Genomic DNA, 22,204 nt, shown 5'->3' on the forward strand with positions numbered 1-22,204 from the left:
AACAAAAAGCACCCTGGTAAGAGTGCTCAAATCATCATTCTAAGTTTTTGCATATATCGCTTTTGATCTTTCAATCTCTTCTCCTGCTCCATCCGAATGTCTTGAATATCTTTTCGGAAATTAGCAAAAGTCAGTGCCGGTTTTGCGTAAGGGTTTAATGGTTTATATTGAATGGCCAAAAGACGGACATCATCTTCGTACGTGACACCGTATGATGTGTCAGCCAAAATATGCAGTGTGTCACCCTTCCAGAAATCCTCTTGTATCTTCAAAAGCTTCGGTTCGTAGATGTATTCATAATCCACTTCTATTTCCGTCTGTGGATATGGGTTTACGTATTTTTTCAAAGCCGCCAACATACTGGATGCTTTTTTATATTTTTCATCCCTCAATGGTTCAGCCCATCTCGGCATGCCATCAATCAGGAATTTATCTTCGTCAGGATGCTTGTACAAAACTGGCTCAAAAACATACTCCGTTTTTTTGCTATCCGTGCTGCTGTTTTCTTTAATTGCGCCAAAACCCCTCGCTCTTGTGGAGCACCCTTGAGTAGAGGTTTTGATTGTAATGCCAGGCATATTATAACGAGTATCAAGTGTATGATTTATTCGTTTGCCCATTTTCTTATAAACATAGACTTTATAATTATCGACATCTAGTTCTAAGCCGTAGTCTTCCACAATTTCATCCATCAAATCATTTCCGAATCTGTCACCGAAATTCTCTTGTTCAACGCTAGAAAACTCAGTTTCTTTGTCCATAAAGATGTACCTTAATTTTGTGCCTTTAAAAACAAAATCAAGCATCTTCCTGACGGTAAACGTCCCGCTGATCGTATCTTCTACATAGTGGTTGTTTAGTGTCACAACATAAACGTGGCTTGCTGTTACTTTTTTCGAAAGCGTCCCTTCCTGGTTAATACCTATATCTGTGATGAAATACTTTTGATGATTGAATTTTTTCTCATCAAGATAAAGAATATTATCATTCACAAGCAAGTCGTATTCTGTGCCATTATCAGCTGTCCGTGTGATCGTGAATTCAATGTCCTTTTTCCCTGTCGTATCGTCTAATAAGTCCGGGTCAGCGCCGATGACTTCAATAGCTTGTGAATCGTCCTGACTCGCCACATGCAGCTTTGGAAAATATACATCTTTAGGAAGGCTCTGATTTAGCGTAATGTCTTTTCCGTCATACTCTTTGCTTGGCAGGTCTACGATTGGATCAGGATTACTTGGTTCATCCGGATTGTCGGGCAGTCCCTCAGTGGTATCGTATTTAGTTAATTTATAGGTGAAAATAAGACTGTTGAGCTTTGTTGCATAATTTGGATCGGTTGCATATCCAGCTTTTACGAGGGCAGCTGTGGCTTTTTGATAATCCGTCTCTCCGACAACGGCCCTGTAATGATTTTTATCCCAACTTACGCCATTGAGATACAGGTTAGCTAAGTCGTCAATCGACTCTTTCCAAGAGGGATATTTTCGAAACTTTGCCGGAACCTGAACATTTTCACCGTTAATGACTTCCCAGGTCATCATAGTGACATACTGTCCCTTATACTCGCCTTTCATGCCGAAAAGGTTGTGCCCTTTTGTCGCAAGTTCACTTGTTCCCCATGCACTCTCAAGACATCCCTGGGCAATGATTAACGAAGCAAGAATTTGATGGTTTTTATATACTCTTTGAGCGTCGGCGGCAATTTGTTTAATGAAATCCTCTTTAGCCAAAAAACCACCACCTCTTACAAATAATAAAGCCGAGTATCGAATTGGATGGTAAAGTCACTTGTGTTCTGAACTTCAAACTCATTCCATCCTATTTCAAGACTCGGCAGTCGGCCAGATGTTTTAATCGGCGTATTATTAATGATTGTATATTGCTTAAGGATTGAAACTTGCTGGTTTTTCTTTAGTTCCTGTTCAATCCTGAGCTTTTCGTCATTTGTATGATTAATTAACGTTACATTTTTACCTGCAGCATTTAACAAGACATTGTAATCATGGTCCAGTGGATTTATCTGTACGTCACCGGGATTAAACACAGAGAAACGTTTCTGATTCTTAAAAGAATAGTTCAACCGGTCATTAGGCGGGATGTTCATACCGAAAGTTCGTTTTACTCTAGTGAAATACTGCTTATCTTTTGTTGTAAAAGTTGATTCTGCCATCCCTGTAATGTTAGTGAACTCCACAGAAAAATCATTGTAGGTTTTCTCCTTCTCTTTTTGGATGCTGAAATTCCCGTCACATGTTACAAGGAAACGGCGATTCGGCCAAAGATCAGAAGAAATGTAATAAGGAAACGGCTTAACCAATAGGGCATATAGCTGATGCCTGTACATATAAAAATTCTCATGCTTGAGCGCATTCAAATAAATCTCAACATTTATTTTTCTTTCTCCGTAAGTCACATCGCGTGGGTGCTGCGGCAAAATCAGACCGTGCCGCCGAGGGATCGTAATTGTTTCCCGATTAATATTTGGAGCTTCCGGCAAAAAGCTCAATACTTCAAATTGAGGGAGTAAGCTGTCAAGGCTCTGCTCCCCTAGTCCATTATTAAAATCAATAAACAGTTTTACCATGCAGGCTTACCCCCGTTTCTATAACGTTTTTTGTTATAACGGTCCGCACTGGTTTGATCCAGTCTTGTCCCGTCTATATACGTGTGATTGTCTTTCAAAACAAGCTGCTGTAACAGCTGAATGTTTTGCTGAAGAGCATCTATTTGCTGACTCATCATGCTGATTTGCTTCTCTTGATTCTCAACCACACGGCTCATGTCAACATTTACATTGGTCTGTGGCGCTTTGTCAGCTGTAGCCATTGAAGCTTTTTGAAGCAACACAAGGGCTTTTGAAATCATCCCTTGTTGAAGTGACGGAAGAACACCAAGCTCACGGCCTACACGCGCCCATAAACCGATGTTACGTTCCCGATACGTCGGGTCTGTTGTAATCGTGGTCTCATCAAAGCCCCGTTCGTTTAGAATCGCCCATTTAGAGCCGCCACGCCCCGGTGAAGTCCCTCCTTTTGCGTAACCCACATACGGGCCGCCGCGAGCCATTGATTTTAAACCAGGGTGATTGGATATATCTCCATAACGTCCTTTGATGTAATTGATGGCAGCTAGTATATTATCAACCGGATTCAAAATGTTATTGTGCCCAGGAAACGCATTGGATGAAAACGTACTTGGAATTGTCTGCATCAGCCCACGAGAAGGATGACCGGCTCTTGCATTTGAGTCAGTAAGGTTAATGGAATTGGGATTTCCGCCAGACTCTTTCATTGCAATGGTGATCAAGCCAGGAACCCATGAGAAAGGTACACCAGCAATGCCAACAGCTTCTGCTACCCATTTTTGAACCTGGGCAGAACCTGTCGCTCCCTTATATGCATCTGCTGTGAAAAGCCCGGCATCCGGAAGAATGCTTTTTAAAAACTGACCAGCTCCATTTTTTAATGTTTGGAGTATACCAGTTCCTAGTGAGTCCACACCTTTTCCTGACTTAAAAGGAATAAAGCCCTTAAACAAGTTCTTAATCATTTTCTCAGGGCCATTCAAGATCATTTCCATAGCACCCGATGCAACATCTTTCGCTTTATTGACAACGCCCTTCCCTGCTGAAATCGCTCCTTTCACAAGCTTCTTGGAGCCATTAAGGGCGTCTTTGAAGAAGCTCCCGACACCTCCTGCATAACCAGGAAGTCCTGTTGCTATAACTTCTTTTGACTGACTATGTGGGAGAACCGATGTACCACGCGGTAGATCCCAAACCTGCGGGCCGCCCATTCCAACCACATAAGTTCCGATGCCTGGTGTATGAGCAAGTTCAAAACCTTCTTCACCGACTAACGCCCTTCCGCCTGGGTGAAAGTCTGTCCCTTTTGCATAGGCCCTGCCTGGCGCTACCTGCATTTCAGAATTTCCGCTGTACCCTTTAGGCTTCCATTCAGGAATGGTAGGAATGTGCATGAACTCAAGAACAGTATTGATCCCGCCGGTAATTTTATTAACAACACCTGCTAGATCAACGAGAAAAGTATCCCATTTCCCGAGCACTTCCCCTGTCTCCCAATCTACTTCTTTTACATGCCCGGCAGCCTGCATTTTCGCTTCACTTACTACGCCTTTATGAGTTTTTTCAGCCTGTTTCACAACCTGATCTTTTTGGCTCTTCGCAGAGCTAACTGTATCATCATGTTGTTTTTTAGTGATAGAACCCTTGACGTAATACTCTAGATCAGCGTTTTTCACTACTTCTTTATATTGCTTTTCAGCATTCTTGACCACATTGTCTTTTGCTTTTTTGCTGTTTTTAACTGTGGCAGCTGCTTCTTTTGCAGAAAGTTGAGTTTTGTTGTCTTTTAATTTTCCGGCGATAATTGTCTGCTCCTCTTTACTTTTAGTAAGAGCAGATTCAACATGGCTATTCATTTTCTTAATAATCTGTTCTATTTCCTTACGTTCGTCATCTGTGATATCTCGGTGATCTTTAGCAGCATTTTCCCAAATCTTTTTGATGCGCTTGGTATAACCGGATATTTCTTTATGCTTGTCCTTATTGTTGTCTTTGATATTCTGTAATGTTTCTGTCTTCTCTTTTTCTGACATTTCTTTATTGGAAGCATAAAAATCACTTAACACTTTTAAAGATTTATCAGTGCTCTTTTGATAACCGTCAAGTATGGTTTTGCCCATCTTCTCATACTCGGTGGACATGTTATCAGCAATTTTTTTCGTGATCTTTTTATTGGTTAAATAGTAATAATTAAGCTTGGCACCGACTTTAGTGTTCATATCTTCATAGGCATTAATCGCTTTCGAAGTGGATTCAGAAACCTTATCGCCAAAGTCGATAGTCGCCGGCAGCACCCTTTTCTTCAGGTTGTCGTAATACTTAAATCCTGCATCAGCTAAAAGGGTGACACCAGTAACAGCTATTCCGATTGGACCACCAAGCAAACTGAGCCCACCGCGCAAAAGACCGACAACTCCGGTACCTTTTTTAAGAATGTCAAAAAGACCGAAACCACTTTTTGCAAGTTTCATAAAGCCGCCAGCACCTTTTACTGCATTCACTCCAGCTTTTACAATGCCTGATCCAAATTTCACAAGTTCAGGTGCAAAAGAAAGGATCAGCCCGGCTATTGTTCCGACTGGTCCGCCGAATAGGCTAAGTCCAAGACCAGCTACACGTGAAGCACCGCCAAGACCACTCATCGCTCTTGCGCTTCTGGTTGTCGTTTGTTCAAGCCGTCCTACCCTGGTTGTGGCAAGTGCAGAGGTTTGATGGAATCGATCCATCCTTGTGGATGCTACTGCCGCAGCTGTTGAAGTGGCAGTCATGCCCGCGGCCGCTGTTCTTGAGGCTGTGCCAGCCGCAATCGCCTCAGCAGAGTAAACGGTTAGACTTGTAGAAGCCCGATTCACATTCCCGGTTAAATACGCCCCAGCTGTGCGAAGCATATTCCAACCAGCAGCCATTTTAGGAATTGCACCTAATGTGAGTAGGAAAGCACCGCCCAAGAGCGAGAACACGGTAACCGCCGCACCTGTAATGGCAATTGTGCTAGCCACTGAAGAAGGCAAGGAATCAAACCATGTGACAGCGCTTGTAATAACGTCTGTTGTAGCACGTATCACAGGGATGAATTGATTTCCAAGTGTAATAACAGCATTATTTGTGGCCGACTTTAGGTATTCAAATGATCCGGCCAGGTTGTCCATTTGCTTATCGGCGATTTTTTCTGCCGTGCCGCCGCTGTTCTCCAATTCTTTTGTAAAGTCTTGGAGTTTATCCTTTCCAGCGTGCATTAAGGTAATGAATCCTGAAAGAGCATGCTGGCCGGCAAGCTGTTTGGCAATCCGGATTTTTTCCGTCTCTGTATAATCTTTCGTTTTCTCGGTGATTTGTCCCATGATATCAGCTAAAGGCCGCATTTTCCCGGTTGAGTCGGTTACTTTAAGCCCCAGCTCTTCAATTGCGGATGCTGCTGGCTTCGGAGGCGCAGCCAAACGAGTTAGTGTAGACCTTAATGCCGTTCCGGCCATATCAGCTTTAATCCCGCTGTTCGCCATGATGCCGGTTGCCGCGGCCAATTCTTCCATGCTTACGCCCGCAGTTTTTGCCGCCGGGGCCGCATATTTCATGGTTTGCCCAATCTCTTGGAGAGTGGCATTCGAATTGGTAAACGTATAGGCCATAACGTCGGCAACACGGTTTGTGTCTTCTGCTTTGATATGGAACTCAGTTAGGATGTCTGAGACAATATCAGCTGTGACACCTAGATCGGTTTGTCCAGCTGCCGCAGTTGCCAATAAACCAGGCATTGCATCAATGATTTGATTGGTTTTATAACCGGCCATAGCTAAATACTGCATCCCTTCAGCTACTTGCCCATCAGTGTATTGTGTTACGGCCCCAAGATGACGGGCAGTTTCAGTAAGCGCGGCCATTTGGTCATCCGTTGCATTTGCTAACGCTGCAACCCGGCTCATTTCCTTTTCAAAGCTTGCTGCAGCCTTTACAGTTGCCCCGATGCCAAGAGCCCCAACAGCTCCTATAGCTGTCAGTGCTTTCCCTGTTTCGGTCGCAGAGTTATAGACAGCATTTAACTCTTTCGATACTTCTTGTGAATCTTTCTTGAAGACAGAAAAAACGCCTGCTGCTCGCTTTCCACTTGCAGAAGTATTTTCAAATTCTTTAGTAACCTGCTGCAGTTCTCTTCCTAAATTTTGATGAACAGCTATTGCATCATTTAAGCGCCGAGCTTGGATTTGTGTCTCGCGGTTATCCTTTCCTTTTTGACGGGCCAATTCATCATATCTCTGACGGTGTTCTTGAACTAAACGGCCTTGAATCTTATATTTATTGTTTAGCCCTTCCATTTGCGACTGAAGGAGCTTCGTTTGGTCACCGGTATTTTTATAAATACTGCCGGCCGCCTTCATTTCTGAGTTTGCCAGGCGCATTTGCCTTTTTAGGCCTTCAATACCTCGATTAAAACCTGTATCATCAAGACCTACTTTGACAACCATGTTTCCTATTGGTTGAGCCATATGTAAACACCCCGCTTTCCTGGCATAAACTCAATAAAAAAAGACAGGTGAGAACCTGTCTAAAAGACTTGATCAATTGTTACCGTTTTAATTTTTGGTTTATTCTTTTCAGCCAAAACCTCTAAGTAATGGTAAATGTCCATGTTATCTATTTCAGTCATTTTCCACCCTTGTTCAAGCAGTGTGGAATAAATTTCATTTATTTGCTGGATTCCTCGTTCGTAGGTGTATTCTTCTCCGTCTTCTCCTGCAAAAAATCTTGGTCAAAGGCCTCGATTTCCTTATAACCGGCTACCTCTGAAAGAATACGGCTGACTTCTTTCCCGACTTCAAAAGACTCTAGTCCTTCGAACAATTCCTCATATGAGAATTGGTTTCTGAAAATCCTCACGATGAACTGCATTTGTTTTTCCAGTGTTTTAATGCTTTTTTCAAGATTATCTGCCGTTTTTTCTGCTTCTGCATTCAACCTCAGCGCTTCAAGAAGTGTCTTTGTATTTGTTCGCGGTGCAATAAAAGTTTTAAACTTTTTTTCGTCTTCAAACCACAATTTGATAGAAATATGTTTCTGAGCCATAATGACTCCTCCTTTTGATTAAATAGATTTTATCTGAATAAAGAGAAGCTTTTCAGCTCCCCCTTTTATTTTCCAAGATCAGCACTTACATTTTCTTCTGTGTCTTGTTTATTTTGATAGGCATCCCCAAAAACTGCCTTATAAAAGTGATCTAGATCGAATTTCTCTCCATCTTCATCCGCAACAATTTTGAACACATCGTCCTGCTCTCTATCTACGAATTCGGCTGAAAGTTTGATCGTTTGGAAATCCGTTTTATCTTGTTTTGTTTTCCATTCATCACCCGGCAAAGAGAATCTCCCTTTTACCAAGCCCACATGACGAGACTTGCCGTTTGCTTTAGGTCCTTGGAACGTCATAGCAACCCATGGAGGAATGATATTTTTCTTAAACAAGTACAATCCGTTTTCATCCTGTTCAATTCCAAGTAATTTAGAGAGAATCTCCATTGGCAGATCCCGCATTTCAATGTCTAATTTAGTTGAACCAGTTGAAACTGCAAGATCGACAAGTTTGTCATCCGCATATTGTTTTTCTGTGGATGTTTCTGTTTCAACTTTCATATTAATTGCAAATTCGTAGTCAAGAATTTCTGTGGGAACAAAAAATTTACCCGCCTTTTTTAAAGGCGCAAATTTCACATTCTTCAAACCTGTAACTGAACTGTATTCAGGCATCTTAAGACCTCCAATTATAATAAAATGTTCGCTTCGAACCGATACCCTTTTCGAATAAGCCGTTCTTTTTGTAAAAATTCATTGATAGGGACCGTTGTCTGAAATTCCAGGCCGCCCATTACGTCCACAATAGGGGCAAAAATAGGATCGCATGAACTATTGTGGTATACATCAATCTGATAAACGGCGCTGTCTTGTATCGGCTTCCCATCAGCCCATTTAGTTGTTCTGTAGTCTATCTCCTGAACCACAATGTAAGGAGGAGAACTTTCAAGCCCTTCTGGTACGGCCAATTCATAAATATTTGCAGGATCAATTAATAATAAAAGCGCCGGATGGGTTTCCAGCGCTTCAAATACCTTGTCCTTTAATTGCATTGATCTTTCGATGAGGTTTAAAAGAGTCATAGCTTATACCCCGCCTTTATGACCTTTTCCATAGCATCAAGCATCTTAACATTTGCCTGAATCATACTGTTTCGAATAAAAGGATTTGCTGCCTGATGAATGGTTCCAAACTCCGGCAAGTGAACACGGAATTTAGTGTCCTTTGTGGGGCCGACAACGGCATATATTTCTCCGTCTTCATCTCGCTTTATCCTGTTTCCAACAATAATGTCCTCGTCAATGTGAGGGTGCTTACCCCCAATAGCTGACCGCGGAGCATTATCATTGATTACTTCCGCCAATACAGCACCGCCTGCTTTTACGGTTGCTTTATGGATTTTTTCGTCCTTGCGGGCTAAGTCTGCGAACGTAGATTCCAGTTCTTTAAACCCCTTCAATTCCAGCTCAAAATTCATCAACTCACCACATTTGCTTTAATTGTAATGAAATGCCGGCGCGAATAGTTAGGCAAGATCGACTCGATTTCATAAGCTTTTTCACGAAAGATGATTCGCATATGCTCGTCTATGTCTTCGCGATGTCGAATTGTAAATTCCACTGTCTTTTCCTTCTGGATCGCAGCCGCAGCATAATACTCTCGGCCTTTTAAACCTTCAGCTTTAGCCCAACATTCAATTACCGTTTGCCAGCTGTCCTTTCCATCCACAGGAAGACGGCCAGCAGGCTTCTTTTTCTGAAATTGAATACGGTATCTCATGTCATTCAACATTAGGAACAGCCTCCGGCAATGTATATTTGAGCTGATTGATCATGGTAGTCAGCACGCCGTCCAAGTTAGAAGTTGTCCCGGCAATTTCTCTGTTTTCATACCAGTGAGCAACGAATGCATTCACACACATTGCCGCCCTGGCTGATTTATTCGGGAATGTAAGACCGGTAGCCGAAGCAATGTATTCTTTTGCTGATGCAATAAAGTCTAAAATCAAATCATCCTCCAGGTCACCGTCAACCCGGAGGAACTTTTTTGCCTTTTCTAATTCAACTTTCTCTTCTTCTGTCACTCGACATCACCTGTCTTTCATTCAGCAGAAGTGTTAGGTTTCAGCTCATCAATTTGTTTTTGTAGCCCATCTAATACGTTTTTCACTTCACTATTTAAGTGATCCATCATAACGCTACCCGTTCCAATGTTAATGCTGCGGACTGATTTTTCTTGCAGCATTTCATGTGAGATGGATTGTTCACCGATAACAGCTGGATCACCCTTGTCACCCTTTGGACCTTGGGGACCTGGCTCACCTTGTGGTCCAGCATCTCCTTTTGGACCTTGAGGACCAGTATCTCCTTTGTCTCCCTTTGGTCCCTGCGGACCGGGTTCGCCTTGAAGGCCTTTTACATAGAGAGGATTTTGTTCACTGTTGTCCGCGATAGAGACATCTGTAATTGGTTCCCCTGATCCGTTGTCTCTTGCTGATGTTTTTGCTCCGTTACTTTCATTTAAAAAATCTGCCATGTTAATTCAATCCTTTCATTTTTTTATTTGCCTAAGTCCGCAGATTCAGTCGATGGTGTTTCCACTTGTGCCTCTTCTCCAACAACAAGATCAGTCACGATGATAGCTGCTTCTGGATCAACAACTTTCCCGTCGAATCGTTCAATGCCTCGGAAATATGTTTGATCAGTGAGGAAAGCATCCCCGCCCACATCAGTTGATTTAATTTCGAACTTTTGACGATCGAACATAAAATATCCACGTTTGAAATCACCAAAAAGAATGTGTGTTTTTTGTGTCTTTTCGTCAGTAACAATTTCGTCATAGACTTCAACTGGACGGCCGAACAGAAGGAAATTGTCTTCATTTCTAGGGTCTTCAGCCAAAATACCTCTGCCGTTTTTGTCCTCAATGTTTGCCAGCGTTTCAAACGCTTCTGTGTTCATCACCCATTTTGCGTTTTTGCGGTACCCTCGTTTAATCTGGTTTTTGACTTTCCGCAAGAACTTAATAGTGATGAGAGACGGTGCCTTGATTGATTTGAATTTCCCGCTGGAAATGATTCCTTCAACGTTCTTCTCGCCGCCTACTCCGTAAAAGATTTCATCATTTTCTGTTACGATAGCAGACTCAGAAAGCCAGTCCACGATCTCGCGGACAAAGTTTACAAATGAATCATTTAAGAGCTCGCTAGGCGCAGGCATAAATCCGGCGAATTTCTTCACGTTATACCAGATTTGATCAAATTCCATGTTTTTCAGTTCTTTGATTTGTTCTTTCTCGGCCGTGTTATAGAGTTTTCCAGCTACACCTTTTCTGACAGTGTAACTCCCTGACGGAGCAGTTTTTGGTACAACGCGAACCAGGTTCCTAACAGAGTTTAACTCCTGGATTGATTTCAAAATCTCTTTTGAAATATCGTCTGGTACTGTGTAACCCCCGTCTTTGTCACTTCCAGAAGACAACGAACGATTTTCTTTTAGGACACGCTGCATCATGCTTCTTTCTTCTTCACCAAGGTCATGGCTGCATCCGGTCAGCACTTTAAACCAAGCATCCCGGTACTCTTTTGTAGCTGTTAAAATATCGCGCTGTTCGGGTTCTTCATCGGGCTTTCGTTCGAATTCTGGTACAAATTTTCGTTCTTCATCCAATGCCGGCAGTTCCAAGCCACGCTCTTCTGACATTAGCTCGATTTGTTTTTGCAGTGCCTTGGCTTCATCAAGCATACTGCGGGCTTCTTCGGACTTCCCTTCATTCAGAAGATTGGATGCCTCTTGTTTTTTCTGTGTGAATTTTTGTCTCAATTCACGTTCTTTTTTCGTCATAGCAACTGTCATTCGTATTTCCTCCTTGAATTTGGACATAAAAAATAGACCTAAATTGTCAGGTCTAAAAGTTCAAGCTCCATTTTTAATTTTTCAATTGGGGCAGCACGCATTTCTCTTAACTGCTCCACTTTAGCCAAACTTCGTTCACTAACAACAGCCTCCGTATCGTTATAGGCAGGTGTTGTGACCAGCGATATGTCAAAGATTCTATCTATAGCATTGATTCGCCGTTCATAAACTCCTTCCTCATCATTATGCTGCCACTCATCTGGCTCTCCATTTCTGTAATCCAAAGAAAAAGCAAAAGAACACTGATTAACGACTCCGCTTCTAACATTCACCATTAAATCTTTCGCGTATGACGTGTCTGTAGGGATAAAACGGAATTTGAGACCTATTGCATCTGTCTCTAGTTCCAGCCTCCCTACGTCCTCAGAAACGGTATTTCTCGCTAAGGGATAATCCTGACGGTGGTTAAAAAGAGCGACTACGTTAGATAGGTCTGTAGAATCCAGGGCGTTCCGGCTGATGATTTCTTTAAACCACCCTCCCAACGGCTCGGACCATTTTTCGAATTTCAAAGCGTATCCCTCAATAAAATGCCTTTTCTCTTCGCCTTCACCGGCAGAGCGTAACTCAATTTTCGTTGTCAGATGACGTACTTCCTTGTTCACTTTTGTTTTCACCCCCTTTAACTGATCTTGCTTTACTCATTTGATATTGCTCAAGCGTATCTAAGAACGTGTAATTTAGAGAAACAAGATGACGGTCTCCATTTTCTATGGCATTTCTCTCTTCTAATGCTCGGATTTCATTAATATTCAAACCGCTGATGCGTTCCATAATTTCGTAATACTCAGCCCTTGATTTTGCATCACCGCGTAATTCGCTATTAACATTAAATTTGGTATAGTACCCCTTTTTAATATCGTCATCGGTAAACAGCTTAGTAATGAACTCTTGTTCAAACGATACTAACCACGGCTGAAGTGTATTTTTTACATACTCAATAGATTGGTGTTCAATATTGCTAAACGTCGCCCGATCGAGCTCATTGATCTTATGCAAAGGGACTTTAAAAATCGAAGCAATCTGAGCCTTATTAAATTTCATTGATTCTACAAATTGTGCCTCTTGCAAAGGCATTGAAATAGATTGATAATCAAGCCCGGCATCAATAATGGCAATGTTTCTCCCTGCATTTACCCTGTCCCATTCTCTCCTTGCTCGGTCCTTCGCGCCTTCCTCTAACAAGGTAGGCACTTTCAGAATACCCCTGGGAGTCGCATCATTTTTATACAACTTTGCGTTAAACTTAGTAGCAGCTGATTGAGCTCCGACTTGCTCTCTTATAACGCCTATTGGACTTTTACCGTTAATCCCGTCCTCAGTCATACCTTTAAAATGCAAGACCTCGTCAGCATACAATTCCACTCTTTTTGAATTAATGATGGTTTCATACCACAAAATTCCTGTATTCGGATCCACATAGGGGTGAGTATGGGCCGGATTTAACGGTAGCAAATCAGTAATAAAACCATTTTTATCAGGCTTTAAATATGAATATCCATTGCCCCAGGTACAAACATGGGTCATCATGAGCTTTTTCCAAGTGAAAGCTGTCATGTATTGATTCGGTTTAAGATAAAGTAATGAAGCAATTGGATGCTGCATTCCGCTTTTGATATTTCCATTAACCTTTTGGAATGTATGAATCGAAAGTTTAGCAATATCATCGGATAAGACATTCACACAGGAAAACACATCAGGATGAACCAGTGCAGTAGCTTCGCTTACACGCTCACCGCTTGCCGTTTTGGAACCACCAAACATATCAACTATCCACTCTGGTGGATCAGCAAGGTTCCAGGGGTCAGATTCGTTTGATCTTTTTGAAAACAATCCTTCTAAAAACAATTAATCACCCCCTTTTCTTGCTTAAAAGCGCAGCATAAAACATAAAAAATACACCCGTCAGAATAAGACCGATGTTTGCGTTCAAACGATATGCGGCAGTCAGAACAAAAGCAGCTCCAATGATAAATAAAAAATCATTCAAAAAGAGTAGAAAGACCTTCAATATTTTCTTCACTCCTACACCACCTTTAGAAAGAGAAAGAAGCTGACTGAATATAAGCATTTAAATCAACTTCATTATTAATCTGAGAAGCGCGTACATACGCATTAATTAACGCTGCTGCCGGGTCAATCCGCTGAGTTGATTTGGATTTATCAAGCATGATATTCTCCTGAGCGTCAACTTTTGTCACCGCATTACCCATCGCCCAGGTCAGTAAGTCATTTTTCGAGTGTATGATTTTTTTCGATTTTACTTTAGCTCTAAAATCCTTTGTGGGTTCGGACAACGTGGCTACACCCTGCCGTATTTCAACCATTGTGTATCCATCAGCTTCCATTTGCTGAGCAAACTGTGTGGCGTTGTATGGATCATAACCTATTTCCTTGATTCGCCATCCATTTTGGTTCTCCATTCTTTTGATGAAAGCCCTGATATAGTCATAGTCAACAACGGCACCATCTGTTGTCGTTAACCATCCCTTTTTCTTCCACAAATCATAGGGGACGTTATCTGTCTTCATTCTTTCATGGAATGTATCCTCCGGCATAAATCCGTGACTTTCTACAGCAAAACTGCCGTCATCTAACGGGAAAATAAAAGATGCTGCCGTTAAATCAATTGTTTTTGATAAGTCAATGCCAACATAGCACTCTCGATTTTTCAAATCCGGGAGTTTATCAGATCCGCAATCTGTCCATGCCTGCATATCCATATAGCCATTCTCCCGCATGTTAACCCAGATATTCATGTTCTTTGTCATGAAATTTCGCATTTTCTCCGGGACGGCAAGTGCGACCTCCAACTCTCCACGTAAATAATTCAAGCCGTGTTCATTGGCCGCAACAATCGGATTTGCTTTAATCCAATTCTTTTCGTCTTTAACGTCGTCACCTTTATCAAGCTCATTGATCATCACAAAATACTGTTCATTTTGTTCCACCTTATTCGGGTCCAATATGCGGGATACATAATCATATTCAACTCGATAAGCAGGGTTATTCAATTCAAATCCGGCCGTAGTAATAATCAGCATCAATGGCTGAGCACGGGCAGCCATACCGGAAGCCAGGACATCATAAATCTCTGAGGTTTTATGAGCGTGGTATTCGTCGATAATGCCGCATTGCGGGTTAAAACCATCCCCTGTTTTGCCAGCATCCTTGGAAAGCGCCTCGATTTTAGATTGAGTTTTTGGATGCTCGATTTTCCCATATGCAATTCGATATTTTTTCTCCGGCTTGTTCAAAAGGTCGGCTTGCATAATCTGCGCCTTAATTTCATTCCAGCAGATTTTTGCTTGTTCCGTTTTTGTGGCACCAATGTAAACCTCGGACATATATTCATCGTTTGCCATTGCCTCATAAGAACCAACACAAGCCAGGCTCTGCGTTTTGGTGTTTTTACGACCTACCTGCCAATAGACTTTTTTAAATCGACGATAGCCGGTATCCTTATGCACCCAGCCGTACACATTGCCAAAGATGAATATTTGAATAGGGTCAGGTACAATATTTTCACCCTGCAAAGGTCCTTTTGTATGTTTAAACTGAGTCATCCAATAAAGGAACCGGCGGGCTTTTTCATCATCAAACACATAAGGAAACTCCCTTGTTCCTTCCCGACTCACATCATTTAAAAAACGCTCACAGGCCCAAATGTGTTTTTCACACGCCACAATCTCACCCGATATCACATCGCGCGAGTAATCAATGAGAAATTGTTTGATTGTCTTCATACGTTTTTAAACTCCTTCTCCGCAGCCGTCTTTTCCCGCTCTTCCTGGGTACGGGTGATAGCAAGTTTTGCCCGGGCAGACGGTGTAAGGCCAAAGTCATTCGCTGCTGATTTCATTTGATCAAAATAATTCTTTTGCCGCTTTAATAACGGATGCTCTTCACCAACAAGCTTTATTGGGTTGCCGTCTTCGTCTTGTCCTTCCGTATGGACCATGATCCCGTCTTCTTCAATAATTTTAGAAATTGATACATACTGCGAATAGGCATTACAATAGGCAGCCAACATGCTGATGTCCGCTTCCGTGATGATTTCGACTTCTGTTAATAAAGCAGCAACCCGCTTGAATTCTTTTTTTCCGACCTTATCCAACCACGTTGGCGGTTTTATATTATCGGATCGCATTTTCATTTTCTTCTCGTGCTCAGCCCGGGCGGCCAGCTCTTCCGTATTCTTTTTATTTGGGTTGCCCTGTATCAATTGAAGCGTGGCGGATTTTGCAGGCCTCGGCATGTTCTCACCTCATTTCACATCAAAAAAGTTGCATTTTTTGCTTGTTTTTCTCACCAATCGTGATACGATGGAATTAACAACAAAACCAGTCGTACCAAGCCCTCTCGGCAATTCCGCCGGGAGGGTATTTTGTTTTTCCGGAACTTTGAAAAGCGGTGTTTGTTTGCAAAAGAGGGGGCGCCGTTCTCCAAACGTTTCCTTTCCAGAGATTTGGATAGGGGGGAGAGTCACTTGCCCTTACCACCATGAACCTTGTTGTGACAGGCGTTACACAGGCTTACAAGGTTGTCCAAGTCTAATCTTCTCTCCCAATCTTCCTTTACTTCCACAATATGATGCACCATGTCAGCCGGAGTGAAGAAGTGATCTTTCAAACAATGTTGACAGAGATAATTGTCTCGTATCAATGCAAGTTGTCTTGTTCGTTTCCAATCTGTTGATTTATAAAAACTTGTAATTGTTTTGTTTCTTGAATGTTTGTTGTAATGTTTTGTTTCTTCTTGTTGTTGTGTCTCATGTGCATTGCAGTAGCGATCACGAGTGAGGCTGGGGCACCCAGGGACGGCGCATATTCTTAAAGACCTTGGGGGCATAAAAATTCATCCTTTATTTTAACAAAGAGTTGAGCTCTTTGAATGGTTTTATATTCATTTGTTTGCTTAAGATAAAATTTGTATATGTTCATTAAAAGCGACTAATTACTATGAGACCCCAGATTTAAATTGAATTCATGTCGTGCAAAATATTTGTGTCACAATAATTTGACAAGTGTCTTAAGGCAATTAAACCTTCTTATAATAAAAAAAGCACCTGTAGGTACTTTTAACTACTAACTATTTAAATAGTCTTGCTATCTTTTTCGAGCTGTTCTAATTGTTTTAAGAATTGTTCATCATTTACAGCTGCATGTAATTTCTCATGTGCTCTTTCCAACACATCTATATAGGTATTTCTTTGTTCTATTGCTCGTTTCATTGAAGTTTTCATTTTTCTGAATTTCAAAGGATTAGCAAAACGATTTATTGGACGCACAGATTTATCGAATTCTTTAAGGTGTTGATTACTAAAACTTTGGCTTAAATCCAATTTAACATAATAAAATCCACCAGAAAAATCCTGTGAGAAAATGAAACCTGTTAAGTTCTTAAAGTCTAAAATTCTATCTTCCGTAAAATTAAATCGAATTTCTCTTTCTTCATCAGTTTCAATTGTTACTTCAGGTTTCGATAAATAATTAGTTACTTCAGAACCATCCTTATATTCTAAAATCAGATAAGTCTTTACAGCTATACCTTTTCCAAAATTCTTAATGTGAAAAACTAAGGTATCACCTTTATCTCTTGTCGAAGAATATTTTGTGCTTTTCACTATAATTCTGGGTGTATTAGTAGCAAGATACGTTTTTCTTGCATATAACACCGTACAAAGTGAGAGTATAACCAAGCAAAAGTTTTTTATTCCATCTAGAAAAGATACTAACAACGTACTATCTCCTTTCGTTCCGGCAAAAACATCTTTACTTATTATCTATGAAATTAAAGAATAACAAAACATTTTGCAAAATTTGTCGAACGATTCTCTTTAATTCATATTTATTCTTCTTAATCTGTCACCACACTCAAGCAGTAAAACGCCAATTGTCTATCTTGAGATTTACCGGAAGCATTTTACAGAAAAAGCATCCTACAGGATGCTTCTGATCTTATATTTTTTATACTTTCTGTATAAAATATGTTTTTCTTCTGATAATATCAGGTAAATACTCCTACATGTATCTTCAGCTTTACATGCATCTTCATAATCCATAAAATGTATTGACATAGATGAAAGATATTTTTTTATTTTAAATTTCGAATCATAATCCAGAAAGTCATTTATTTCTTTTAAATTTTCACGTAGACTGTTACAAAAATCCTTAATATGACCATCAATATGAACTGTCTTAGTTTGTTCATGCAAAGTAGGGTCATCTTGAATAACAGCTATGAAGTCTAGGTAACCTCCTAATGATCCTAATAAACTATCAAGCTTTGTTAGTTTTTCTGAGACAGTACTCATAAATACTTCAACTTCTCTGGAATAAATTTGGATCTTTACACCATAGTATGTTATTAGACCTCCAACAACAGCTCCTACAAAAGCAATTATCCCAGCCCATAAAGTTTCTTTATCTTTAAAAAATTCATTTAAGATTCCTGTATAAATCAGTAAATCCCCTAATAATAAAGATAGTATAACTAGAATCAAAATAAAATCTTTTGAATCAATTTTCATATTAATACCTCCCACCTTATTATCGGTGATAGCAATGTATAAAGAAACAATTTGCGGAATTTGTCGAACTTTTCAGATCAACTCCGGTTCCATTTGAAACTAGTGAGTTAATAACTTTCAAAAAGGGCGGCTTGATATGCTCAACTACTGTTGCCGGCACCCGTCTACCTTTCATCATGCAAGATACACAGAACGGACACGTTGATAGATAACCGAGCCGCGCCTGCCTCCACTTGCAGTCCGTAACCCCTTTTAGCAGCGGACTCACGATACTGGTCATAGGCTAGCTTGGTTCTCTTGTGCTTTTTACAATAGCTCTCTCTTACCAGGTTAGGGCATTTAGGTTCATTACAAGGTTTCAAAAACTTATGCATAATAATAGACCACTTACAATAAAAAAGCTCTCCAATCGGGAGAGCTTTTAAAAATGTTAGATTTTTATAAATTGTAGGTTAGTAAGTTCATAACGCTGAATATTAATTTTAATTATTCTCATCTGTAGGTGGAAGTAAACTTGTAGGTAAAGAATCTTCGATCTCTTTTGGAAGTAAGGTTTTTACTGCCGATTGACCAATCTGTTTTGCCGCCTGAGGATTTCTCGCACACCAATTAACTAGCTTAACCATTAAAGCAGTTGCCCATTTCTTTTTAGTTAAATATTGAACTTGGTCCTTCAACAACTCAATTTCCTGATGCAACTTTTCCTTTTCAGCATTTAGTTCAAGTTCAAGTTCTTCCGATTTATCAAAGGCTGAAGAATACTTTTCTTCAAGCTCATCAAGTTTATCTTTCAGCTTTTGTCCCTCAGCTTTTGTAAAATAACTCTCAGATACTTCTTCAAACTTTTCATCAATAATCTTTTCAATTTCTTCTATTTTTTCTTGCGTATCTTTAATTTGTCTTCCAACAACTGAATTTCCCATTTCACTTCTTAAATTCTTAACCCAAGTATTAATTTCTCTTGAAAGAGTACCATAATTGAAAGCGCCACTTGTTTTTTCACGGGATAATAATTTCCCGGGACTTAACTCCAAATTTTTCATTTCTCCATCAGGATTTAATTCAAATGAAAAGTAATAATCTTTGTGATAAATATAAGTAATTTGCAAAGTTATTGCTTTCAAATAATTATTAGTTAACGTGGAGATTTTAAAATCATCCGCAGTAAAACCATTTCCCTCTAATTTTTCTCGTAAATTCATCAGAAAAGTTTGATTAATATCTAATGCCAATCATTTCACCCCTAATATGTTTTAACTAAATACAAAAAGCATCTCTAGGGATGCTTTTTGTTTATTTTTTAAAGATCAACCTATATATCATCTTCTTCTCATAATTCTCATTTTTAAACTCTGAGCGATCTAAAGAATATATATACCATTTATCGTGACGGTCTGACCAATTGGTTAGCTCAACTTTAGTTATGTCAGGATAGCTGTATGTATATGCTTCGTTAGTTTCTGGGTTCTTCAAATGTATGAGTAAGAGTGCACCCGTCTTAGTTTCAAATACCTGATGACCTTTTATCTCATGTAGAATTTGTTCATCTTTTCCTGGTATATCTGGTTCAACACTTAATTCTACATGTGTATAATTGTTCAAACAGCTAATTAAAATAGGATCAATGATCATTAAATTCACCTCCTATTTTATATATCGTCTTATACATCCTAAATTTAACACCTTATTCAAACTTTAAGAATTGATGCTGCTAGATGAATAAAAGAGAATTGGCTCATCATAAATCCAATGAAATGCTCTTATCGTTTTATTGCCTATTACCATAATACCTTACCGAAAACAAAATGGTGTGCCGTTATTCTGCCAAGTTTGTGCCAATTAAAGCAATATACTCCCCAAAACGCTTATACCTTTAATTTCTTTTAAAATATCCATATCAATTCTCTCTAATAACTTTTTGTACGAATGATAATTTGGAACAAGTATATAAGCTTCATCTAGTTCGAATTTAAATTGATCTGGAACCCGCCATTCTCTTTCATGAGTCCAATCAATTATATGTTCTTCATTATCAAGATCATAGTTAACTATTCTCCAATATTCGTTTCTCGGTAAAAATCTCTTTGCAGTTTCTGTCTTTTCATATATAACAGGACGCCCACCCCGCTCAAAAACATAAGGTTTAGTAAACGCTAAACCATATCCTTGATACCTTAGTTTATTTCCTAATTCATCCTTATTATTTTGTTCGTGTAAAATATTTTGACTAATTCCATATGCAGGCATATCTTGAAAACAAGCTGCTCTTCTATCTCCAACTATAAAACCACTCTCTGTAGAGCTTCCCAAAATAGTTTTTTCCTCAATAATTTTCTTCAGTACAGATATAGATTTTTTTATCAATTCCCCATTTTCATCATAAACAGGCTTTGTTAAATGTGTTAAGTGACCTGTTATATCTGCCCTATAAGCTATTCTGTTTACCCATTGCTCGTGACTATATCCCATCTTTAACCTCTTCTATTATTTTTTCAAATTAAGACTAACAGATTTTGTAACATTTATCCACGAATTACCCATATGTTTTATACTGTGCAACTCGTTGAGCTGAGACAATCCCTTGTCCTCTCTATTATTAAGCCAAATCTTCAAATCACACCTGTTTTTTTAAAAAATGTATGAAAAACAAAAAAATCATCCAGCAGTTGGATGATTCATGTATAATACTCAGCATAAGGATTAAAAAGCCCTTAAAAAATTAAATCACAGCAACACCCTGTTGCGGTGAGAACCTTTCATAATCTTTAAAGTACACATTTCTTTTCGAGCATTGAGTTTTAGCCGATTACAAAGATTTTTGAAAATTTGTCGAATTTTGTTGACTATAAATCTATCAGAATGCTAACATGGAAAATAATATGTTAACATCCTTAGCATTTCTTAAATATTAAAAAAAGCCCTAAAAGGGCATTTTCGTGTTACTTTTTTTGAGATCACCAGAGGTTGCAGCCTCTGTTTACATACAATAGGTTCAGCACGCCGTGTAACGTGCTAAAACATGAGAAAGGGTGACTGTTATAGTTAAATTGGTTAAAGTGCTAGAATCATTTAGTCCTCCAAGTGAAAACCCTTTGAAATTGGAGGTGAATGATAAATGAATATGGAAGGATTGTTTCTACTCTTACTCGAAAAATTATTCGACACAAAGTTAATAATTTTCGGGAAAGAAATGAGCATTGGTTATTTAGCCATTGGTATTTTGTTAATTAGATATCATTACATTAAATTGGAAAACAGAATTACAGAAAAGATCTTAAATAGACTACAACAGTAACTATTACCTACAAGCCATCTAAAACCCTAGGTGGCTTTTCTTTTTTAAAATCCTATTATCATTATGTTAAATTTAATATCCTCATTGCAAAACTTTTGTTTTAAATTATGTTCAAACGTATACAATGAATAAACTCATAGTAATAAAAGTACTTTGTGTTTAACAAGTTTTTATGTTTTAAAAAGTTGCAAAGTTTTTAAATTGGCTTTTATATTTTTCATCAATTTAATTCATATGCAAAAAAATATAAGCCCATTACCGATAAACTTATGATAACAAAAATGACTTGTGTTTAACAAGTTTTTTTTTGACTTTTTTATAAACAAAGAGAATAAAAAAGTCAAAAAAAATAATTGCCTTTTATCTTTTTCCCGAAAAAATACTTTACTCATATTATATAAAAAATTGATTTTTTGTCACTCTTTTTTGGTTTTTCACACGCTTCTTTTTTTTCGAAAAAGCGTCTCAAATAAAATCAAAGTTGTGCACCCTTTTTGGTTTTTCACGCGCTTCTTTTTTTCGAAAAAGCGCCTCAAATAAAATCAAAGTTGTGCACTCTTTTTGGTTTTTCACACGCTTCTTTTTTTTCGAAAAAGCGTCTCAAATAAAATCAAAGTTGTGCACCCTTTTTGGTTTTTCACGCGCTTCTTTTTTTCGAAAAAGCGCCTCAAATAAAATCAAAGTTGTGCACTCTTTTTGGTTTTTCACGCGCTTCTTTTTTTCGAAAAAGCGTCTCAAATAAAATCAAAGTTGTGCACCCTTTTTGGTTTTTCACGCGCTTCTTTTTTTCGAAAAAGCGTCTCAAATAAAATCAAAGTT

22 protein-coding genes are annotated in these 22,204 nt (G+C 39.3%); all 22 read right to left on the bottom strand.

The genetic code is table 11. The features are described from left to right. Positions 1-26 precede the first annotated feature (26 nt). The gene (locus tag LJF29_RS05875; RefSeq protein ID WP_229147534.1) at positions 27-1,730 is read right to left on the bottom strand and encodes a phage tail spike protein; all 1,704 of its coding nucleotides are present in this window, start codon (positions 1,728-1,730) and stop codon (positions 27-29) included. A gap of 14 nt (positions 1,731-1,744) precedes the next feature. After that, entirely contained in the window at positions 1,745-2,584 is an 840-nt protein-coding gene (locus LJF29_RS05880; protein ID WP_229147537.1) for a phage tail family protein, read from the bottom strand. Next, positions 2,578-7,065: a phage tail tape measure protein gene (locus LJF29_RS05885; RefSeq protein ID WP_229147540.1), complete on the bottom strand. Its 4,488-nt coding sequence runs from the start codon at positions 7,063-7,065 to the stop codon at positions 2,578-2,580. The genes LJF29_RS05880 and LJF29_RS05885 overlap by 7 nt, the downstream gene beginning before the upstream one ends. Positions 7,066-7,264: 199 nt before the next feature. Then, positions 7,265-7,642, bottom strand: coding sequence for a phage tail assembly chaperone G (gene gpG / locus LJF29_RS05890; protein WP_229147542.1), 378 nt, complete (start codon positions 7,640-7,642; stop codon positions 7,265-7,267). 65 nt (positions 7,643-7,707) lie between these two features. Continuing rightward, positions 7,708-8,319: a major tail protein gene (locus LJF29_RS05895; protein WP_229147544.1), complete on the bottom strand. Its 612-nt coding sequence runs from the start codon at positions 8,317-8,319 to the stop codon at positions 7,708-7,710. A 14-nt stretch (positions 8,320-8,333) separates the two neighbouring features. After that, on the bottom strand, positions 8,334-8,726 hold the full coding sequence (locus LJF29_RS05900; protein WP_059335733.1) for a hypothetical protein: 393 nt from the start codon (positions 8,724-8,726) through the stop codon (positions 8,334-8,336). Then, positions 8,723-9,121: an HK97-gp10 family putative phage morphogenesis protein gene (locus LJF29_RS05905; protein ID WP_229147546.1), complete on the bottom strand. Its 399-nt coding sequence runs from the start codon at positions 9,119-9,121 to the stop codon at positions 8,723-8,725. Before LJF29_RS05905 ends, LJF29_RS05900 begins: the two co-directional genes overlap by 4 nt. After that, positions 9,121-9,435: a phage head closure protein gene (locus tag LJF29_RS05910; protein ID WP_019712664.1), complete on the bottom strand. Its 315-nt coding sequence runs from the start codon at positions 9,433-9,435 to the stop codon at positions 9,121-9,123. Before LJF29_RS05910 ends, LJF29_RS05905 begins: the two co-directional genes overlap by 1 nt. Next, the gene (locus LJF29_RS05915) at positions 9,425-9,727 is read right to left on the bottom strand and encodes a head-tail connector protein (protein ID WP_229147548.1); all 303 of its coding nucleotides are present in this window, start codon (positions 9,725-9,727) and stop codon (positions 9,425-9,427) included. Before LJF29_RS05915 ends, LJF29_RS05910 begins: the two co-directional genes overlap by 11 nt. 17 nt (positions 9,728-9,744) lie before the next feature. Further along, positions 9,745-10,179: a collagen-like triple helix repeat-containing protein gene (locus tag LJF29_RS05920; RefSeq protein WP_133486613.1), complete on the bottom strand. Its 435-nt coding sequence runs from the start codon at positions 10,177-10,179 to the stop codon at positions 9,745-9,747. A gap of 23 nt (positions 10,180-10,202) precedes the next feature. Continuing rightward, positions 10,203-11,498, bottom strand: a complete 1,296-nt coding sequence (locus tag LJF29_RS05925; protein ID WP_229147551.1) for a phage major capsid protein — start codon at positions 11,496-11,498, stop codon at positions 10,203-10,205. 38 nt (positions 11,499-11,536) lie between these two features. After that, positions 11,537-12,163: an HK97 family phage prohead protease gene (locus tag LJF29_RS05930; protein ID WP_133486609.1), complete on the bottom strand. Its 627-nt coding sequence runs from the start codon at positions 12,161-12,163 to the stop codon at positions 11,537-11,539. Beyond that, the gene (locus LJF29_RS05935; protein ID WP_229147552.1) at positions 12,126-13,406 is read right to left on the bottom strand and encodes a phage portal protein; all 1,281 of its coding nucleotides are present in this window, start codon (positions 13,404-13,406) and stop codon (positions 12,126-12,128) included. Before LJF29_RS05935 ends, LJF29_RS05930 begins: the two co-directional genes overlap by 38 nt. 4 nt (positions 13,407-13,410) lie before the next feature. Further along, a complete protein-coding gene (locus LJF29_RS05940; RefSeq protein ID WP_178938629.1) occupies positions 13,411-13,581 on the bottom strand; it encodes a hypothetical protein in 171 nt (56 codons plus the stop codon). A 13-nt stretch (positions 13,582-13,594) separates the two neighbouring features. Further along, positions 13,595-15,304, bottom strand: a complete 1,710-nt coding sequence (locus LJF29_RS05945) for a terminase large subunit (RefSeq protein WP_229147554.1) — start codon at positions 15,302-15,304, stop codon at positions 13,595-13,597. Further along, positions 15,301-15,816, bottom strand: a complete 516-nt coding sequence (locus LJF29_RS05950) for a phage terminase small subunit P27 family (protein WP_032725452.1) — start codon at positions 15,814-15,816, stop codon at positions 15,301-15,303. Before LJF29_RS05950 ends, LJF29_RS05945 begins: the two co-directional genes overlap by 4 nt. Positions 15,817-16,043: 227 nt before the next feature. Next, positions 16,044-16,409 carry an HNH endonuclease gene (locus tag LJF29_RS05955; protein ID WP_229147555.1) on the bottom strand — a complete coding sequence of 122 codons (366 nt, stop codon included), beginning with the start codon at positions 16,407-16,409 and terminating at the stop codon, positions 16,044-16,046. A 244-nt stretch (positions 16,410-16,653) separates the two neighbouring features. Beyond that, on the bottom strand, positions 16,654-17,298 hold the full coding sequence (locus tag LJF29_RS05960; RefSeq protein ID WP_229147557.1) for a hypothetical protein: 645 nt from the start codon (positions 17,296-17,298) through the stop codon (positions 16,654-16,656). Between the two features lie 201 nt (positions 17,299-17,499). Beyond that, positions 17,500-18,090 (bottom strand): hypothetical protein, encoded by a 591-nt coding sequence (locus tag LJF29_RS05965; RefSeq protein WP_229147559.1) that lies wholly within the window; start codon positions 18,088-18,090, stop codon positions 17,500-17,502. Between the two features lie 482 nt (positions 18,091-18,572). Then, complete coding sequence (locus LJF29_RS05970) at positions 18,573-19,322, bottom strand: hypothetical protein (protein WP_229147560.1); 750 nt, start codon at positions 19,320-19,322, stop codon at positions 18,573-18,575. Positions 19,323-19,383: 61 nt separating this feature from the next. Beyond that, entirely contained in the window at positions 19,384-19,722 is a 339-nt protein-coding gene (locus LJF29_RS05975) for a hypothetical protein (RefSeq protein ID WP_229147561.1), read from the bottom strand. Positions 19,723-19,929: 207 nt separating this feature from the next. Next, on the bottom strand, positions 19,930-20,559 hold the full coding sequence (locus LJF29_RS05980; protein ID WP_229147562.1) for a DUF2971 domain-containing protein: 630 nt from the start codon (positions 20,557-20,559) through the stop codon (positions 19,930-19,932). Positions 20,560-22,204: the final 1,645 nt, after the last annotated feature.

Source organism: Bacillus sp. LBG-1-113 (assembly GCF_020708615.1).
Taxonomy (GTDB): domain Bacteria; phylum Bacillota; class Bacilli; order Bacillales; family Bacillaceae; genus Bacillus; species Bacillus mojavensis.

Bases quoted from the DNA above. Each gene is read 5' to 3' on its own strand.
- LJF29_RS05880 (WP_229147537.1), bottom strand. From the start codon at position 2,584: ATGGTAAAACTGTTTATTGATTTTAATAATGGACTAGGGGAGCAGAGC.
- LJF29_RS05885 (WP_229147540.1), bottom strand. From the start codon at position 7,065: ATGGCTCAACCAATAGGAAACATGGTTGTCAAAGTAGGTCTTGATGAT.
- gpG (WP_229147542.1), bottom strand. From the start codon at position 7,642: ATGGCTCAGAAACATATTTCTATCAAATTGTGGTTTGAAGACGAAAAA.
- LJF29_RS05895 (WP_229147544.1), bottom strand. From the start codon at position 8,319: ATGCCTGAATACAGTTCAGTTACAGGTTTGAAGAATGTGAAATTTGCG.
- LJF29_RS05900 (WP_059335733.1), bottom strand. From the start codon at position 8,726: ATGACTCTTTTAAACCTCATCGAAAGATCAATGCAATTAAAGGACAAG.
- LJF29_RS05905 (WP_229147546.1), bottom strand. From the start codon at position 9,121: ATGAATTTTGAGCTGGAATTGAAGGGGTTTAAAGAACTGGAATCTACG.
- LJF29_RS05910 (WP_019712664.1), bottom strand. From the start codon at position 9,435: ATGTTGAATGACATGAGATACCGTATTCAATTTCAGAAAAAGAAGCCT.
- LJF29_RS05920 (WP_133486613.1), bottom strand. From the start codon at position 10,179: ATGGCAGATTTTTTAAATGAAAGTAACGGAGCAAAAACATCAGCAAGA.
- LJF29_RS05925 (WP_229147551.1), bottom strand. From the start codon at position 11,498: ATGACAGTTGCTATGACGAAAAAAGAACGTGAATTGAGACAAAAATTC.
- LJF29_RS05945 (WP_229147554.1), bottom strand. From the start codon at position 15,304: ATGAAGACAATCAAACAATTTCTCATTGATTACTCGCGCGATGTGATA.
- LJF29_RS05950 (WP_032725452.1), bottom strand. From the start codon at position 15,816: ATGCCGAGGCCTGCAAAATCCGCCACGCTTCAATTGATACAGGGCAAC.
- LJF29_RS05955 (WP_229147555.1), bottom strand. From the start codon at position 16,409: ATGCCCCCAAGGTCTTTAAGAATATGCGCCGTCCCTGGGTGCCCCAGC.
- LJF29_RS05965 (WP_229147559.1), bottom strand. From the start codon at position 18,090: ATGAAAATTGATTCAAAAGATTTTATTTTGATTCTAGTTATACTATCT.
- LJF29_RS05975 (WP_229147561.1), bottom strand. From the start codon at position 19,722: ATGATCATTGATCCTATTTTAATTAGCTGTTTGAACAATTATACACAT.
- LJF29_RS05980 (WP_229147562.1), bottom strand. From the start codon at position 20,559: ATGGGATATAGTCACGAGCAATGGGTAAACAGAATAGCTTATAGGGCA.